Origin of the sequence: Nocardia niigatensis NBRC 100131, assembly GCF_000308655.1 — a bacterium.
In the GTDB taxonomy this organism is placed as follows: domain Bacteria; phylum Actinomycetota; class Actinomycetes; order Mycobacteriales; family Mycobacteriaceae; genus Nocardia; species Nocardia niigatensis.
The window spans coordinates 59,787-75,485 of record NZ_BAGC01000035.1; the positions used below are offsets into that span (position 1 = coordinate 59,787).

A 15,699-nucleotide genomic window follows, 5' to 3' on the forward strand; every position below is an offset into this window, starting at 1 on the left:
ATATCAGAGACTCAGCGTCGAACGAAGCCGAATGTCGAGCGCTTCCATTTCTTCGGCGCCGAGCTCACCGATGTAGTCGGTAAGCCGCGGTCGGCACACGCGATGCAGCTCGCGGGCATCGGCCCAGCCGGAGTTTGTGTACGTGGCAAGCACATGCCCAGGGTCGGCCTGAACCAAAGGCACGACGTGCAGCCAGCGATAGGGCGAAGAGATGACTGCGGATCCGATACGACGACAACAGGTCACTTCGAGGCGACGGGGTGCCGCTGCGGAGCAGTAGGGGGAGTGCTGCCAGACTTCGCCGCGCTTCACGCCGCGCCGCGGGGGCGGCGCCGAGCGTCGGCATAGGCGGCGGCCTGGTATTCCTGGGCAGCGTTGGGCTGCCGATAGATCCAACGTGTCGTCGATCTGTAAGGCTGCCAGACTGTCGGCGACGGTCTGCGGGTCGAGAACACGATGCCGTCTCGCTTCACCCATGTTCAAGGGATATCGAACCGGCGGCCGACACGGCATTGCCCAGGGCGGAAACACCGTAAGAGACACTATTGGTCGAGGGCCTCGATGAGGGTGGTGAGGCCGGATTTGACGGACTGGCGCTGGGCCGGGGTGAGGGATTCGAGGGCCCCGGCGAAGCGCTGGATACGGGCCGAGGTGAGGCCGGTGACCAGGTCGTGGGCGGCGGCCGTGGCGGTGAGGAGTTGGGCTCGGCCGTCCTCGGGGTCGGCGTCGCGGGTGAGGTAGCCGCCCTTTTCCAGGCCCGTCACTATGCGGGACATGGTCGGGGCGCTGACCCGTTCGATATTGGCCAGGTCGCCGAGACGTATGGGGCCGGAGCGGGCGACGGTGGCCAGGGCCGACGCGGCCCCGGGGCTCAGCGCCCCGAGGTCGCCGGACTGACGTAACAAGCGCAGGAGGCGGCCGATCGAGTGGTACAGCTCAGCGGCTTCGGTGAGCTGGTCGGGGTCGGCGACGCTCGTGGGCTCGGGCAGCGTGATCTCCTCCGGTCAGATTCCCTCGCGAGCGGCTTCGCGGAGTTCGGCAGCCTCGTCCGGGACGGTGGGGCTGCCGGCGAACCACGAGGCCACCGCGCCGATCAGCATCATAATCGCGGCTCCCAGGAAGACCACGACCAGACCCGAGTGGAACGGGCCGGAGATCAAGTGCGGGAAGAACTCCTGACCTGTGAGGACGTCCTTGTGCACGCCCGGGTGGTCCAGGATGCCGGTCGGGCCCAGCAGCGCCTCGATCGGGTTCACGCCCAGGAACGCCGCGAACAGGCTGCCCACCGGCGGCAGACCGGAGATGTTCTCCGCGACATCGCCGGGCACGCCCTGCGCCTGCAGACCCGAGTTCATGGCGCTGGGCAGCGAGTTGGACAGGCCGATGATCATGAGCGAGAAGAACACACCGATCGACAGCGCCATACCGCCATTGAGCAGCGTGCCGCGCATGCCGGACGCGACACCGCGCTGCGACGCCGGCACCGCGGACATCACCTCGGCGGTATTGGGGGAGGCGAACATGCCCGAGCCCAGACCGTTGAGCGCGATGACCACCGCGAACGCCCAGTAGGAGAAGTCGACCGGCAGCACCACCAGCAGCACGAAGGTCACCGCGGTGATCGCCATGCCGAGGGTCGCGAACGGTCGCGGGCCGTAGCGGTCGGACAGCTTTCCCGAAACCGGCCCCGCCACAAGGAATCCCACCGTCAGCGGCAGCAGGTAGATGCCCGCCCACAGCGGCGTGGATTCGTAGTCGAAGCCGTGCAGCGGCAGCCAGATGCCCTGCAGCCAGATGATCAGCATGAATTGCAGACCGCCACGACCCAGCGACGACATCAGCCCTGCCAGGTTGCCGAGCCCGAACGCCCGGATCTTGAGGAGCGACAGGTGGAACATCGGCTGCTCCACCTTGGTCTCGATCCAGCAGAACAGCGCGAGCACCGCGATACCGCCGAACACCGCGGCCAGCACCCACGGGTTGGACCAGCCGGTCTTCGAATCCCCGTACGGCTGAATGCCGTAGGTGATGCCGGTGAGCAGCGCGGTCAGGCCGACCGCGAAGGTGACGGTGCCCGGAATGTCGAGCGAGCCCGCATTGCGCTGACCGTTGTCGTGCAGCGACCGGTACGACCACACGGTCCCGAGAATGCCGAACGGCACGCTCACCCAGAACACGGCTTTCCAGTCCCACTGCGCGAGCAGGCCGCCCAGCAGCAGGCCCAGGAATGAACCGGCCACGGCCGCAACCTGATTGATGCCGAGCGCGAAGCCGCGCTGTTCGGCCGGGAACGCGTCGGTGAGGATGGCGGCCGCGTTGGCCATGAGCATGGCGCCGCCGATGCCCTGGAACACACGCCATCCGATGAGCCACACCGCGCCGCCGCCGTGCGTGAGCGGATCGAACGAGAGCGCGACCGCCGCGATCGTGAAGATCACGAACCCGTAGTTGTAGATCTTGACGCGCCCGACCATGTCACCGAGCCGGCCGAACATGACCACCAGCACCGCGGACGCGAGCAGGAAGCCCATCATCATCCACAGCAGGTAGCTGACATTGCCCGCCGCGAGCGGGTTGAGATCGATGCCCCGGAAGATGTCGGGCAGCGAGATGATCACGATCGAGGAGTTGATCGTGACCATGAGCATGCCCAGGGTCGTGTTGGACAGAGCTACCCACTTGTAGTGCGGGTGATCATGCTCGATTCGGAGTCGCCTCCGAATGGTCTGGACATCACCGGTATCCAAACCGGTGGTTGGGGCCGCAGCCATCAGAGCCTCCCGCAAAGTCAACGAACGAACAGCGCCTAAATATAGTTGCATGTTGCTAACTAATGAAATCGGGTGTTGTCCCGCTGACTGGACGCGACATGAATCAAGGGGCCGGATCACGCCCGAGATCCCGCGCACAAAAACAGAGCGTTGTGCGGTTTTCAGTGCGACCACACCCGGGCGTATGCATCGTTCGCCCGGGTGAGCGCCGGTTTTCACAGAAGGGGTTTCGGAGGACGTGAGCAGCACAGGACGCGCGGCGATCGCCAGCCGCGCCGATCTCCACGCCTCCCGAAGCGAGCTTCCTACAGGCCGGACCCGGCGCCACCGTCCGCAACGAGTGGGTCCAGGACGTATGCCCCACAGACGTTGTCGATCACGGGATCCTTCCGCGGTCACCCGCTGTCGCTTCCTCGTCCAGCAGGCACTCGACCCCACCTACACCGGACTCGCCTGCCCGGACCACGACTGACCGGCATTCGACCGAAGCCAGTCGATCACCTGCCGGGCGTGCCGGTCGGGCGGGAAGACCGGGTAGAAAACGTGCTCGATGACGCCGCCGCGGACGATCAGGGTCAGGCGTTTGTACAGGGTGCTGCCTACCGCCTCGAAGGTCGGCAACGACAGCTCGGCGCCGAGCCGACGCGAAGGATCGGAGAGTATGCCGAACGGGAGGTTCAGGCGGCCAACCACTTCGCGCTGATACTCGGAGGTCTGGCTGGAGAGCCCGAACACCCTCACCGCCCCGGCCGCGTGCAGCTCGGTGTGGTGGTCTCGGAAATCGCACGCCTGGGTGGTGCAGCCGCGCGCGCCCGGTATCTCGTTCCAGCCCACGGGGATATCGGTGTCCGGGCGGCCGGTCAGCGGATAGAGATAGATGACAGTCCGGCCCTCGGGGAGAGCGCCCAGGTCGACGATCGTGCCGTCGGTGCACCGCAACGAGATCGGCGGCAATGCCATCCCGGGCAGATGCGCGGCCGCGTCGTCGTCGACGGGCACCGGCAGGTTCGGCGGCAGGTCGAGCAGATCCACCGGCGGCCGGACCGTTTGCATGCCGCGATAGGACGCCTCCTGCAACCGGGCGTTCAGCGCATCGCGGCGCCTGGCCAAAGCCGTTATCCGGGAATCGATTTCGTCGATGGCACGCCGATATTCGGCCAGCGATGACGGGCAGTCGTCGCCGTGCTCGCCGCCGGCGGCCAGACAGTCCAGGAATGGACGGGTTTCCTCGACGGGTATGCCGAGCCGGCTCAGCTCCCGGATCTCACGGATGAGCCGGACATCATGTTCGGAGTACTCGCGATAGCCGTTGCCCGAACGGGCCGGTTGGATCAAACCCAGTGCCTCATAGCGCCGAACCGCTTTGGGGCTCACCTTCGCCAGTTGCGCAACCTGCCCTATTCTCACGCGCCGACGGTAAACCCTGCCCCCGGGGGCAAGGTCAAGCGCAATGTCGGGTCGGTCCGCCATCGGCGACGATCCGGGGCGTTTGCCGCCGGCCTCCATATTCCAATATTCTTTGGAATATTGCCCTGATGTACGCGATTGCTCGGAGACCGTCGATGACCGCTGTCCTGCCCATGAACCGCGAACTGGCGCAGCGGCGCATCCTCCGGATACTCGTTGGCTCGCAGGTGCTGAGCGGGGCCGGACTGTCGGCGGGAATCACCGTCGGCGCGCTGCTGGCGCAGGACATGCTCGGATCGACCGGGCTGGCAGGGTTGCCGAGCGCCTTGTTCACGGCGGGGTCCGCGCTGGCCGCGGTCGGGGTAGGCCGGATATCCCAGGCCTACGGGCGGCGGCCGGGGCTGGCGCTCGGATACGGCGTGGGCGCGGTGGGCGCGCTGGGTGTCATCCTGGCCGCGACGCTGTCGAATCCGGTGCTGTTGTTCGCGGCCTTGTTCGTCTATGGCGCGGGAACGGCGACCAATCTGCAGGCCAGATACGCGGGCGCGGATCTCGCCGACCCCGCGCATCGTGGGCGGGCCGTCTCGACGGTGCTGGTGGCGACCACCTTCGGCGGCGTGATCGGACCCAATCTGGCCACGCCCACCGGCAACTTCGCTGCGGCACTGGGGATTCCGCATCTGGCGGGGCCATTCCTGCTGGCCGTGCCGGCTTACGGGGCGGCCGCGGTGGTGCTGGCTCTCTACTTGCGGCCCGATCCGCTGCTGCTGGCCCGGGCGCTGCACAGCGAGTCCCGGGAGGCCGGCCTCGACAGCGAGCCCGAGAACGCGCGCGGCACAGGTATCGCGATCGGCGCACTGGTGATGGTCGTGACGCAGCTGGTGATGGTGGCGATCATGACGATGACGCCCGTGCACATGCACGCTCACGGTCACGGCACGACGGCGGCGGGCATCGTGATCGCGATCCATGTCGCGGCAATGTACCTCCCGTCTCCGGTGACCGGTCTGCTGGTCGACCGCTATGGAAAGCTCGCCGTCGCAACAGCTTCGGGCGTCACCTTGCTGGCCGCGGGTACGCTCGCGGCGGTGGCGCCGACCGACACCATCGGGTGGCTGGCGGTGGCCCTGGCCCTGCTGGGCCTGGGATGGAACCTGGGCCTGGTGGCCGGGACCGCCATCATCACCGATTCCGCGCCACTGGCGACCCGGGCGAAAACCCAGGGCACGGTGGACGTCTCGATCGCGATCGCCGGTGCGACGGGTGGAATGGGCTCGGGGTTGATGGTCGCGGCGACAAGCTTCCCGGCGCTCGCGCTGACGGGAGGGCTACTGGCCCTGGCGGTGGTCCCTGTCGCGGCGCTCGCCGCGCGGCGCTGATCAGACCCCGCGGAACGCCTTGTCGCCGACCCGATCCGGATCGGTGATGTGAGACAGGAACAGGCGAGCCGTCGGCGTGGGAGTGCGGGTGGTGACGGCGTGCCACGGCCGGGTCAGGGGAGTGCCCTCGACCTCGAGCACCTCCAGATGACCGGCCTCCAGGTCCGAGGCGATGGCGTCGGAGTGGATCAGGGTGATGCCCAGTCCCTCCCGCGCCGCGGCGAGGGCTGCCCCGTGTGTGCCGAGAGTCAGTGTGGGCGGCCGGATCTGGAGCCGGTCGAAGAGCGCGAGGGTGGTATCGCGGGTGCCCGAGCCGTTGCCGCGCAGCAGCCAGGTGGCCTCGCAGGGGTCCGGCCACAGCTTCGGAGCGCCGACCACGACCAGCTGGCAGGGTCGCCGCGCCCGGGTGATCAGTCCCGCGTCCCGGGGCGGACGGCCCGCGACCACGAGATCGGTTTCGTGGTGTGTCAATTCGAGGTACAGCACGTCACGGGGCTGAATGGACAGCCCCAGCTCGATGTCCGGATACCGGACGCGGAAGGACGCGAGCAGCCGGAGCAGCACGTATTCGCCGGCCGTCGCCACCACCCCGATCCGCAGCCGGCCGGTCTCCGCCTCCCGCACGGCGGCGTGCGCCTCCTTCATCAATCCGAGGATGCTGCGGCAGTAGTCGGCGTATATCCGCCCGGCGTCGGTGAGCGCGATACCCCGCCCGGATTTGGCCACGAGTTTCGCGCCGAGTTGTTTCTCGATGTGTGCTACGGCCGCGGAGGCCGCCGCCTCGGTGATGTGCAACTGCGCGGCCGCTCGGCGAATGCTGGAGTGCTTGGCAACGGCGAGAAAGGTTTCCATGCGCACCGCGCTCACCGTACCCATACTCAACGGTAGCAAACTCGACGAAAAGGTTGAGCGAGAACAGAAACAATCGAATTGTTTGTCGTTAACGGCCCCGTCATCCTGGGAATCACAAGTCGCCCAACCCGGTTCGCAGGAGGAAAGATGGCGGGATCTGCCGATGATCAGCGCAGCCGGTGGGATCCGGGTGTGCAGTCCTACGCGTCGATGGGATACTACGCCCCCGACTATCAGCCCAAGGACACCGACGTCCTGGCGGTGTTCCGGGTGACGCCCCAGCAGGGCGTCGATCCGGTGGAGGCGTCCGCGGCAGTCGCGGGTGAATCCTCCACGGCCACCTGGACGGTCGTCTGGACCGACCGGCTGACCGCGCACGAACGCTACCAGGGCAAGTGCTACCGCGTCGACGAGGTGCCGGGGCGCCCGGGCGAGTACTTCGCCTACGTCGCCTACGATCTCGATCTCTTCGAGGAGGGTTCCATCACGAACCTCACCTCCTCGGTCATCGGCAATGTATTCGGTTTCAAACCGCTGCAGGCACTGCGGCTGGAGGATATGCGTATTCCCGTGGCGTATGTCAAGACCTTTCAGGGTCCGCCGCATGGAATCGTTATGGAGCGGGAGTATCTGAACAAATACGGCCGCCCGCTGCTGGGCGCCACGGTGAAGCCGAAACTCGGGCTGTCGGCGCGTAACTACGGCCGCGTGGTGTACGAGGCCTGCAAGGGCGGACTCGATTTCACCAAGGACGACGAGAACATCAACTCACAGCCGTTCATGCGCTGGCGCGACCGGTACCTGTTCGCGATGGAGGGCGTCAACCGCGCCATCGCCGAAACCGGTGAAATGAAGGGCCATTATCTCAATGTCACGGCCGCCACGATGGAGGATATGTACGAGCGCGCGGAGTTCGCGAAATCGCTCGGCAGCTGCATCATCATGATGGATTTGACGGTCGGTTACACCGCCATGCAGTCCATGTCGAAGTGGGCGCGCCGCAATGGCATGCTGCTGCACCTGCACCGGGCCGGGCATTCCACCTTCACCCGGCAGAAGACCCACGGCGTGAGTTTCCGGGTCCTGGCCAAGTGGTGCCGGCTGATCGGCGTGGATCACCTGCACGCGGGCACGGTCATCGGCAAGCTGGAGGGCGATCCGCACACGGTCAAGGGCTTCTATGACACGTTGCGGGACAACCACATTCCCATGAACCCGGTCAACGGCATCTTCTTCGACCAGGACTGGGCCAGCCTGCCCGGCGTCATGCCGGTCGCCTCGGGCGGTATCCACGCCGGGCAGATGCATCAGCTGCTGGACCTGTTCGGCGATGACGCCATTCTCCAGTTCGGCGGCGGCACCATCGGCCACCCGATGGGCATCGCGGCGGGCGCGGAGGCCAACCGGGTCGCGCTGGAAGCAGTGGTCAAGGCGCGCAACGAGGGTCGCGACCTGCTGAAGGAGGGCCCCGACGTGCTGCGCCGCGCCGCCGAGATCAGCCGCCCGCTCGATGTCGCGCTCGCCACCTGGGGTGATGTCACCTTCGACTACACCTCCACCGACGCCCCCGACGCCGTCCCGACGGCCTCCCGCTGAAAGTCGAGGAATCCCCATGCATCTGCGCCAAGGCACCTTCTCGCACCTGCCGGAACTCGACGACACCGAGATCGCCGCTCAGGTCCGCTACGCCCTGCTGAACAACTGGCCGGTGTCCATCGAGTACACCGACGATCCGCACCCGCGCAACAACTACTGGGAGATGTGGGGCCTGCCGCTGTTCGACCTGGACGAGCCCGACGGGGTGCTCGCAGAGATCAACGCCTGCCGGGCCACGTTCCCGCGCCACTACATTCGCGTGAACGCCTATGACGCCTCCTACGGTCGCCAGACCACGGCGATCAGTTTCATCGTCCAGCGCCCGGCCGACGAGCCCGGCTTCCGTCTCGACCGCACCGAGTCCGAGGACCGCCGCCAGCACTACGGCTTCCACGCCTACGCACTCGATGACCGTCCTGGCCAAAGGTATGGCGGCTGAACACCTTTCGGAACTGGAGGATACTGTGAGCGCGGAACACCCCGCGGTACCGGACGGCCGGCAGCCTGCAGCCGGCCGCCCGGCGGGCGGGTTCCAGATGCATCGGCCCGGGGTCACGAACCCCGCACCGATGCGCGGTGCGGCCGCCGATGAGCTTCCCCGACCGGAGGATTCGGCGGCCGGCCACCTGTCCCCGCTGGCCGACGACGCGTTGCTGGACCTGTCGACAGATGTCGCGGGCAAAGACGTCGAGGACACCCTCGCCCGCCTCGACGCGGAATTGGTGGGTCTGGCGAACGTCAAACGCCGCGTGCGGGAGATCGCCGCATTGCTGCTGATCGATCGCGCCCGTCAGCGTTTCGGGCTCCAGGCTACCCGCCCGACCATGCACATGAGCTTCACCGGCGGACCCGGCACCGGGAAGACGACGGTCGCGCTGCGCATGGCCGAGATGCTGCACGCCCTCGGGTACATCCGGAAACCCAAGGTGCACACCGTCACCCGCGACGACCTGGTCGGCCAGTTCATCGGCCATACCGCCCCCAAGACGAAGGAGGCGCTGGCCAAGGCGGCCGGGGGAGTGCTGTTCATCGACGAGGCCTACTACCTGTTCCGCCCGGAGAACGAGCGCGACTACGGGCAGGAGGTCATCGAGATCCTGTTGCAGGAGATGGAGAACGAGCGCACCAGCCTCGTGGTCATCTTCGCCGGCTATCCGGATCGCATGGAGACCTTCTTCTCCGCGAACCCGGGGCTGTCCTCCCGGGTGGCCCATCACATCGAGTTCCCCGACTACACCCACGACGAGCTCATGGCCATCGCCGAACTCATGGTGCGCCAGGAGAACTTCCGCTTCGATCCGGAAGCCGCGCAGGCTTTCTCACGCTACCTCGAACTGCGCATGGCGCGCCCCCGCTTCGCCAATGCCCGCAGTGTGCGCAATGCCCTCGACCGGTGCCGGCTGCGCCAGGCCAAGCGCCTGGTGGAACTGGACCGGCCGGTCGGGCGCACGGATCTCATCACCCTGACGGACAGCGATGTCCTCGGCAGCAGCGTGTTCGCGGACGCCCTCGCCGACGAGGGGGCCCCTCCATGACGAATTGAGAGCGATTGTGCCCGAAGGACTGAAGACCCTCACCCGCTACACCATCGAGCAGGAGCACCGGCATCCCGGATCGTCCGGGGAGTTCTCGGCGCTGCTGAACGTGCTGGCCACGGCAACCAAGATCATCGGGAATCAAGTGACCCGGGGAGCGATCGTCGGCTCCCTGGGCGCTGCCGATGCCGACAATCTGCCGGTCACCGTGCACCGGAAGATGGACGCTATCGCCAACGACATCATGGTGGCCGAGAGCCAGTGGACCGGTCCGCTGGCCGCGCTCATCTCCGAGCAGATGCGCGGCTGCCATCAGGTGCCCACCGAGTACCGGCGCGGGAAGTACCTGCTCGCCTTCGATCCGCTGGACGGGTCCAGCAATATCGATGTGAATCTGCCGGTGGGCACGATCTTCAGCGTGCTGCGCGCGCCCGAGGACGGGCGCGAGGCGGCCGGCGCGGACTTCCTGCAGCCGGGCGTCCAGCAGGTGTGCGCGGGGTTCACGCTCTACGGGCCCGCGACCATGCTGGTCCTCACCACCGGCAACGGGGTCGACGGATTCACGCTGGACCGCGAAGTGGGCGCGTTCGTACTCACCCATCCGCGCATGCGAATCCCCGACGACACCTCCGGATTCGCGATCAATGCCGCCAACGAGCGGTTCTGGGAACGTCCCGTCCGCCGCTACGTCCACGAATGCCTCGAGGGCGTGGACGGCCCGCGCGGACGGGATTTCAATATGCGCTGGGTCGCCTCGCTGGTGGCCGACACCTTCCACATCCTGACCCGCGGCGGGCTCTATATGTACCCGCGCGACACCCGCAATCCCGAACGGCCGGGCCGGGTCTCGCTGCTGTACGGGGCCAACCCGATCGCCTTCATCGTCGAACAGGCCGGCGGCGCGGCCAGCACCGGGCACGAACGCGTGCTGGATGTGCGGCCCGAGGAATTGCATCAGCGGATCCCGTTCATCTTCGGCTCCCGCAACGAGGTCGAGCGGATCGAGCGCTATCACCGCGAGCCGGAGGAGGGGCCCAGTTTCGACGCCTCGCTCTTCGGTTCCCGCTCCCTGTTCCGCGCGTCCCGGCACTGACGGCCGGGTGCGTGAAAGCTGTTGTCCGGCAATCGAGGAGGTGCCATGTCGGTCAAACATCCCGTGGTCGCGATCACCGGGTCGTCCGGTGCGGGAACGACCAGCGTCACGCGAACCTTCCAGGAGATATTCCGCCGCGAGGGAATCAATGCGGCCATCGTGGAAGGGGATTCGTTCCATCGCTACGACCGCAACGAGATGAAACTGGCCATGGCCGAGGCCGAACAGCAGCGAAACTTGACCTTCTCGCATTTCGGGCCGGAGGCGAACCTGCTCACCGAACTGGAATCGCTGTTCCGCGAATACGGGGAGACCGGTGTCGGTGGGGTCCGGCGCTATCTGCACGACGATGAAGAAGCCAAACCCTTCGGGCAGCCGGCGGGCACCTTCACGCCGTGGGAGGAATTGTCACCGGGCAGCGATCTGCTGTTCTACGAAGGCCTGCACGGGGCGGCGGTCGGCGACGGAATCGATGTGGCCCGCTATGCCGATCTGCTGGTGGGCGTTGTTCCCATTATCAATCTGGAGTGGATTCAGAAGGTCCATCGCGACAAGACCGAACGCGGTTACTCCAGCGAGGCCATCATCGACACCATCCTGCGGCGCATGCCCGACTACGTGAAGCATATCTGCCCGCAGTTCTCACGGACGTACGTGAACTTCCAGCGGGTGCCCACGGTGGACACCTCGAATCCCTTCACCGCCCGGACCATTCCGACCGCGGACGAGAGCTTCGTGGTGATCCGCTTCGCCGATCCGAAGGTCATCGACTTCCCGTATCTGCTGTCCATGCTGCACGACTCGTTCATGTCGCGGCCCAACAGCATCGTGGTGCCGGGCGGCAAGATGGATCTGGCGATGCAACTGATCTTCACGCCGCTGATCCTGCGGCTGATGGACAAGCGACCCAAGCGGCTGCGCTGAATCCCGCTGTGCCGCAGAAGAAAGGCGACCGCCCTCGGTAGGGCGGCCGCCACGGGGTGTGCGGAGGAAACGGTCAGATGCCGGCCGGAACATTCTTGGCGCGGTTCTTGACCTGGAACGCCGAGACCACCTCGAAGACGCCGATGGCGATCAGCCAGCACCCGACCACCACGACCAGCGCGGTGATCGACCGGAACGGCTCCACGATCAGCAGACCACCACCGACGATGAGCAGCACGCCGAACAGGATCTGCCAGCCCCGGCCCGGAACCGCCGAATCGGACAGCGCGGCCACCAGCACCGCGGTGCCGCGGAAGATCCAGGTGATGCCGATCCACAGCGCCAGCAGGCCGATGGCCTGGAACTCATTGCGGAAGCAGAAGAAACCCAGAATGAACGACAGGATGGCGGTAATGAAGGACAGCACCCGCATCCAGGCGCTGACGTGCAGACCGAAGGCCGCGATCAGCTGGAAAACGCCGGACACGAGCAGGTAGATGCCGAACAGGACACCGGCGACGACCAGGGTGGGTCCAGGCCACACGAGCACCAGGATGCCCAGCACCACCGAGAGAAGACCGGTGACCAGGATCGACTGCCACGCACTGCGGGCCAGTGCATGGACCGGCCCTTCATAAACTCCCTCTTTGCTGGTTGTCATGTTCAGCAGAATATGACCAGATAGGGCGATTTGCGTTCAATTAGCTAAGTGTTGCGCGGCTGTGACATGCCTCATTCATCATCGGTGTTCAGCCGGACGTTCTGCTCGGCGCTCGATCGCAGCGTGCGCCGCACCCAGCGGATGTCGGCCCGCCAGGTGTATCCGGCGACCAGCAGCGAACCGGCAACCGCCGCATTGAGCATCGAGGAACCGTTGACGACCAGCGACACCAGGCCACCGATGAGCGCGCCCAGTCCGAACGAAAAGTATTGCGTCGCATAGCCGAGCCAGTCGCGGACACCACCGCCGCCGAAGATGTGCCGTTCCACACCCTGCGCGAGTTTCACCATGGTGCCGGTGACGTAACTGACCGGGACGGACACCTCGCCGTTCTTGACGAACGAGGTGTTCAGCGCGCCCATGCCGAACGCCACGAACAGGATCGGGAACAGGCCGATCCCGCGCTCGTCCAGTACGACGTCCAGGATGGCCGCGAGCGCCAAGGCGAGGGTGGTGAGCACGGTCGCGCCGTGCGGATGATTGGTCCACCAGTAGCGGCGGCAGATCGAGGCGATGAAGACGCCGGCCATGAACGCGGCGAGGATCGAGGCCGCGCCCACGGCCAGGGTGTGGTCGCCGGCGAAGTTGCCGATGATGGCGCGTTCGGTGTTGCCGGTCATGAAGGTGACGAAATAGCCCTCGGAGTGGGCGTACGCGGCCGCGCCGATGAATCCCGCCAGCGCGGAGAGAACCGCGGACAGCCGCATCTCGAGTCCCCAGAAGGGCTCGTAGGGTCGCTTGCCGGTCGCAGTCACAGCAATAGGCTAGCAATCGAATCGCGGCCCGCCGGGGGCCGAAAACGACCCTGCTGACGGCGCGACCACAGTGCGGTACAGTGCATATGTTAACCGGAATTCGCTTCTGGATTGTCCAATGGGAACTAGGAGAAGTCATGACCTCCGCCGTCATCGTCGATGCTGTACGCACCCCCTCCGGGAAGGGGAAAAGCGGTGGCGGCCTCTCGGAAGTGCATCCGGCGACGCTGCTCTCCGGCGTGTTGAGCAGCCTGGTCGAGCGCACCGGGATCGATCCCGCACTGGTCGATGATGTGATCGGCGGTTGCGTAACGCAGGCCGGTGAGCAGGCGGGCAATATCTCCCGCACCGCGGTGCTGGCGGCCGGTTTCCCGGAAGCGGTGCCCGCCACGACGGTGGACCGGCAGTGCGGATCCTCGCAGCAGGCCGCGCACTTCGCGGCGCAGGGTGTGATGGCCGGCGCTTACGACATCGCCATCGCCTGCGGTGTCGAGTCCATGTCGCGGGCGCCGATGTTCTCCAACATCCAGGGCAAGGACCCCAACCGCGGGCCGATCGCGCACCGGTACCCGGACGGGCTTGTGCAGCAGGGCATTTCCGCCGAGGTGATCTCCGCACGCTGGAAGTTCGACCGGACCGCGCTCGACGAATTCGCGGCGCGCTCGCACCAATTGGCCGCCGCCACCGCGGCATCCGGGGGCTTCGACAACGAACTGGTCCCGGCGGGATCGATCAGCGCAGACGAGACCATCCGTCCCAGCACCACCGTCGAGGGCCTGGCCGGGCTGAAGCCCGCCTTCGTCGACGCCGAATTCAAGGCGCGGTTCCCGGAGATCGAGTGGTCCATCACCCCCGGCAACTCGTCGCCCCTGACCGACGGCGCGTCGGCGGCTCTCATCATGAGCGAGGAGAAGGCCGCTCAGCTCGGCATGAAGCCGCGGGCCCGCTTCCACTCGTTCGCGGTCACCGGTGATGACCCGCTGCTCATGCTCACCGCTGTCATTCCCGCCACCCGCAAGGTGCTGGCGCGGGCGGGGCTGTCCATCAACGACATCGACGTCTACGAGGTGAACGAGGCGTTCGCGCCCGTGCCGCTGGTCTGGGCGCACGAACTCGGCGCGGACCCGGCCAAGCTCAACCCGCGTGGCGGCGCCATCGCCCTGGGTCACCCGCTCGGCGCCTCCGGCACCCGCATCCTCACCACCATGCTCAACCACCTCGAGCAGACCGGTGGCCACTACGGGCTGATGACCATGTGCGAGGCGGGCGGTCTGGCCAACGCCACCATCATCGAACGACTCTGACCGCTGGGATTCGAATCGGTGACCGACACCCGTCGTCGCCCACGCGAACTGCGGTGAGGCACGGCGGGCGTCGGTACGACCGTTCACCTCGGTGGCGGTCTGCCGCGCGTCGGCGAGTATCGGATGACCCCGGCAGGTGTGGCGCCGGAAGGGCGGTGGCACATCGGAGATGGCCGATCGTGTCGGGGGTCGGCCTTAGGCTGAGGCCGGCGTACGGCTGGCGTGCGGACCGGGTGTGGGAGGCGCTGTGCGGGTTTCGTGGGATCAGGTGTTCGGCTGGCGGGTACGGCGGCAGTTCGTTGATCCGCGGACGAAGGGTGATGCCGTCGCGGTGGTCGAGCGGCTGTGCGGGGTGCAGGCGCAGGTGACATCGGCGGCGGAAACCGCTGTGGCGCTGCGGCGTTCGGCCGGCAAGCCCGGTGCGGTCGTGCAGGCGCTGGAGGAGGGCGCGCTGCTGAAGACCTGGGCCATGCGCGGCACGCTGCACGCATTGACCCCGGAGCAGGGGGCTGCGGCGCTGTCGCTCATGGCCGCGGCGCGCACGTGGGAGAAGCCCGCGTGGACCAAGGCTTCCGGGGCGACACCGGAGGATGTGGCGGCACTGGTCAAGGCGGTCGGCGACATCCTCGACGGACGCGTGCTGACGCGCGGCGAACTGGTCGCGGAGCTGATCGCCGAGTCCCGGTTCCGGCCGCTGGAGCAACATCTGCGTTCCGGCTGGGGTTCGATCCTGAAACCCCTGGCCTGGCAGGGCGCCCTGTGCCACGGACCGTCCCGCGGCACCTCGGTCACCTTCACGAACCCCGCGCACATCATTCCCGGCTGGGCCGGCATCCCCGCCCCGGATGTCGCCGCGCCCGCCATCATCCGCGCCTACCTCGGCGCCTACGGCCCGGCCACGCCGGAAATCTTCAATACCTGGCTGACCCGCGGCTTCCTGAGCAAACCGACTGTGCGCCGCTGGTTTTCGGAACTGGGCGACGAGCTGACCGAGATCGACGTCGAAGGCCGCCCCGGCTACTTCCTCACCGAGCACCTGGACGAACTCACCCGGACCGAACCAACATCCGCCGTCCACCTCCTCGGCCAATTCGACCAGTACGTCCTGGGACCCGGCACCGGCGACACCATCCTGCTCCCCGGCGACCATCGCGCCAAGGTCAGCCGCACCGCCGGCTGGATCTCCCCACTGGTCCTGACCGGCGGCCGAATCACCGGAACCTGGGACCTCGACAAGGGCGACCTCACCGTCTCCATGTTCGACAACGTCCCCGTCCCCACACCCCAGATCACCGCCGAACTACCCCGCATCACCAGGGCCACCGGCCAGCCGGCGACCAAAGTCCGCCCGGTCTGACACAA

15 protein-coding genes are annotated in these 15,699 nt (G+C 66.9%); 8 read left to right on the top strand and 7 right to left on the bottom strand.

The window, feature by feature from the left end; all coding sequences use genetic code 11:
- Positions 1–3: 3 nt before the first annotated feature.
- The 4 genes from ON33_RS43235 to ON33_RS09850 all read right to left on the bottom strand — a co-directional run bounded on the left by ON33_RS43235 (position 4) and on the right by ON33_RS09850 (position 4,178).
- Positions 4–477 (bottom strand): hypothetical protein, encoded by a 474-nt coding sequence (locus ON33_RS43235; protein WP_245550455.1) that lies wholly within the window; start codon positions 475–477, stop codon positions 4–6.
- Between the two features lie 65 nt (positions 478–542).
- Positions 543–905, bottom strand: coding sequence for a MarR family winged helix-turn-helix transcriptional regulator (locus ON33_RS09840; RefSeq protein WP_218001395.1), 363 nt, complete (start codon positions 903–905; stop codon positions 543–545).
- 99 nt (positions 906–1,004) lie between these two features.
- Positions 1,005–2,771 carry an MFS transporter gene (locus tag ON33_RS09845; RefSeq protein WP_051151853.1) on the bottom strand — a complete coding sequence of 589 codons (1,767 nt, stop codon included), beginning with the start codon at positions 2,769–2,771 and terminating at the stop codon, positions 1,005–1,007.
- A 438-nt stretch (positions 2,772–3,209) separates the two neighbouring features.
- Entirely contained in the window at positions 3,210–4,178 is a 969-nt protein-coding gene (locus ON33_RS09850; protein WP_040857649.1) for a redoxin family protein, read from the bottom strand.
- A 155-nt stretch (positions 4,179–4,333) separates the two neighbouring features.
- On the opposite strand from ON33_RS09850, the gene ON33_RS09855 reads away from it, so the two are divergent.
- A complete protein-coding gene (locus ON33_RS09855) occupies positions 4,334–5,557 on the top strand; it encodes an MFS transporter (RefSeq protein ID WP_040857651.1) in 1,224 nt (407 codons plus the stop codon).
- Here the strand turns inward: ON33_RS09855 and ON33_RS09860 are convergent, their stop codons facing one another.
- Positions 5,558–6,433: a LysR family transcriptional regulator gene (locus tag ON33_RS09860; RefSeq protein WP_245550457.1), complete on the bottom strand. Its 876-nt coding sequence runs from the start codon at positions 6,431–6,433 to the stop codon at positions 5,558–5,560. It lies immediately after the preceding gene.
- Between the two features lie 123 nt (positions 6,434–6,556).
- On the opposite strand from ON33_RS09860, the gene ON33_RS09865 reads away from it, so the two are divergent.
- The 5 genes from ON33_RS09865 to ON33_RS09885 are packed head-to-tail and all read left to right on the top strand — an operon-like array spanning position 6,557 to position 11,557.
- Complete coding sequence (locus ON33_RS09865; RefSeq protein WP_040857653.1) at positions 6,557–8,005, top strand: form I ribulose bisphosphate carboxylase large subunit; 1,449 nt, start codon at positions 6,557–6,559, stop codon at positions 8,003–8,005.
- Between the two features lie 16 nt (positions 8,006–8,021).
- Positions 8,022–8,444 carry a ribulose bisphosphate carboxylase small subunit gene (locus tag ON33_RS09870; RefSeq protein ID WP_040857654.1) on the top strand — a complete coding sequence of 141 codons (423 nt, stop codon included), beginning with the start codon at positions 8,022–8,024 and terminating at the stop codon, positions 8,442–8,444.
- A gap of 25 nt (positions 8,445–8,469) precedes the next feature.
- Entirely contained in the window at positions 8,470–9,540 is a 1,071-nt protein-coding gene (locus ON33_RS09875) for an AAA family ATPase (RefSeq protein ID WP_245550458.1), read from the top strand.
- A gap of 16 nt (positions 9,541–9,556) precedes the next feature.
- Positions 9,557–10,633, top strand: coding sequence for a class 1 fructose-bisphosphatase (locus ON33_RS09880; RefSeq protein ID WP_040857656.1), 1,077 nt, complete (start codon positions 9,557–9,559; stop codon positions 10,631–10,633).
- Between the two features lie 45 nt (positions 10,634–10,678).
- Entirely contained in the window at positions 10,679–11,557 is an 879-nt protein-coding gene (locus tag ON33_RS09885; RefSeq protein ID WP_040857657.1) for a phosphoribulokinase, read from the top strand.
- A 73-nt stretch (positions 11,558–11,630) separates the two neighbouring features.
- Here ON33_RS09885 and ON33_RS09890 read toward each other — a convergent pair whose 3' ends face one another.
- Together ON33_RS09890 and ON33_RS09895 are read right to left on the bottom strand one after the other, a co-directional pair.
- Entirely contained in the window at positions 11,631–12,218 is a 588-nt protein-coding gene (locus ON33_RS09890) for an HdeD family acid-resistance protein (protein WP_040857659.1), read from the bottom strand.
- Positions 12,219–12,289: 71 nt separating this feature from the next.
- Positions 12,290–12,985 carry a YoaK family protein gene (locus ON33_RS09895; protein ID WP_051151898.1) on the bottom strand — a complete coding sequence of 232 codons (696 nt, stop codon included), beginning with the start codon at positions 12,983–12,985 and terminating at the stop codon, positions 12,290–12,292.
- Between the two features lie 185 nt (positions 12,986–13,170).
- Between ON33_RS09895 and ON33_RS09900 the strand changes: the two genes are divergently transcribed.
- Entirely contained in the window at positions 13,171–14,337 is a 1,167-nt protein-coding gene (locus ON33_RS09900; protein WP_040857660.1) for a thiolase family protein, read from the top strand.
- Positions 14,338–14,584: 247 nt separating this feature from the next.
- Positions 14,585–15,694: a winged helix DNA-binding domain-containing protein gene (locus tag ON33_RS09905; RefSeq protein WP_040857662.1), complete on the top strand. Its 1,110-nt coding sequence runs from the start codon at positions 14,585–14,587 to the stop codon at positions 15,692–15,694.
- The last annotated feature ends 5 nt before the right edge of the window (positions 15,695–15,699 follow it).

Bases quoted from the DNA above. Each gene is read 5' to 3' on its own strand.
- ON33_RS43235 (WP_245550455.1), bottom strand. From the start codon at position 477: ATGGGTGAAGCGAGACGGCATCGTGTTCTCGACCCGCAGACCGTCGCC.
- ON33_RS09845 (WP_051151853.1), bottom strand. From the start codon at position 2,771: ATGGCTGCGGCCCCAACCACCGGTTTGGATACCGGTGATGTCCAGACC.
- ON33_RS09855 (WP_040857651.1), top strand. From the start codon at position 4,334: ATGACCGCTGTCCTGCCCATGAACCGCGAACTGGCGCAGCGGCGCATC.
- ON33_RS09860 (WP_245550457.1), bottom strand. From the start codon at position 6,433: ATGGGTACGGTGAGCGCGGTGCGCATGGAAACCTTTCTCGCCGTTGCC.
- ON33_RS09865 (WP_040857653.1), top strand. From the start codon at position 6,557: ATGGCGGGATCTGCCGATGATCAGCGCAGCCGGTGGGATCCGGGTGTG.
- ON33_RS09870 (WP_040857654.1), top strand. From the start codon at position 8,022: ATGCATCTGCGCCAAGGCACCTTCTCGCACCTGCCGGAACTCGACGAC.
- ON33_RS09885 (WP_040857657.1), top strand. From the start codon at position 10,679: ATGTCGGTCAAACATCCCGTGGTCGCGATCACCGGGTCGTCCGGTGCG.
- ON33_RS09890 (WP_040857659.1), bottom strand. From the start codon at position 12,218: ATGACAACCAGCAAAGAGGGAGTTTATGAAGGGCCGGTCCATGCACTG.
- ON33_RS09895 (WP_051151898.1), bottom strand. From the start codon at position 12,985: ATGCGGCTGTCCGCGGTTCTCTCCGCGCTGGCGGGATTCATCGGCGCG.
- ON33_RS09900 (WP_040857660.1), top strand. From the start codon at position 13,171: ATGACCTCCGCCGTCATCGTCGATGCTGTACGCACCCCCTCCGGGAAG.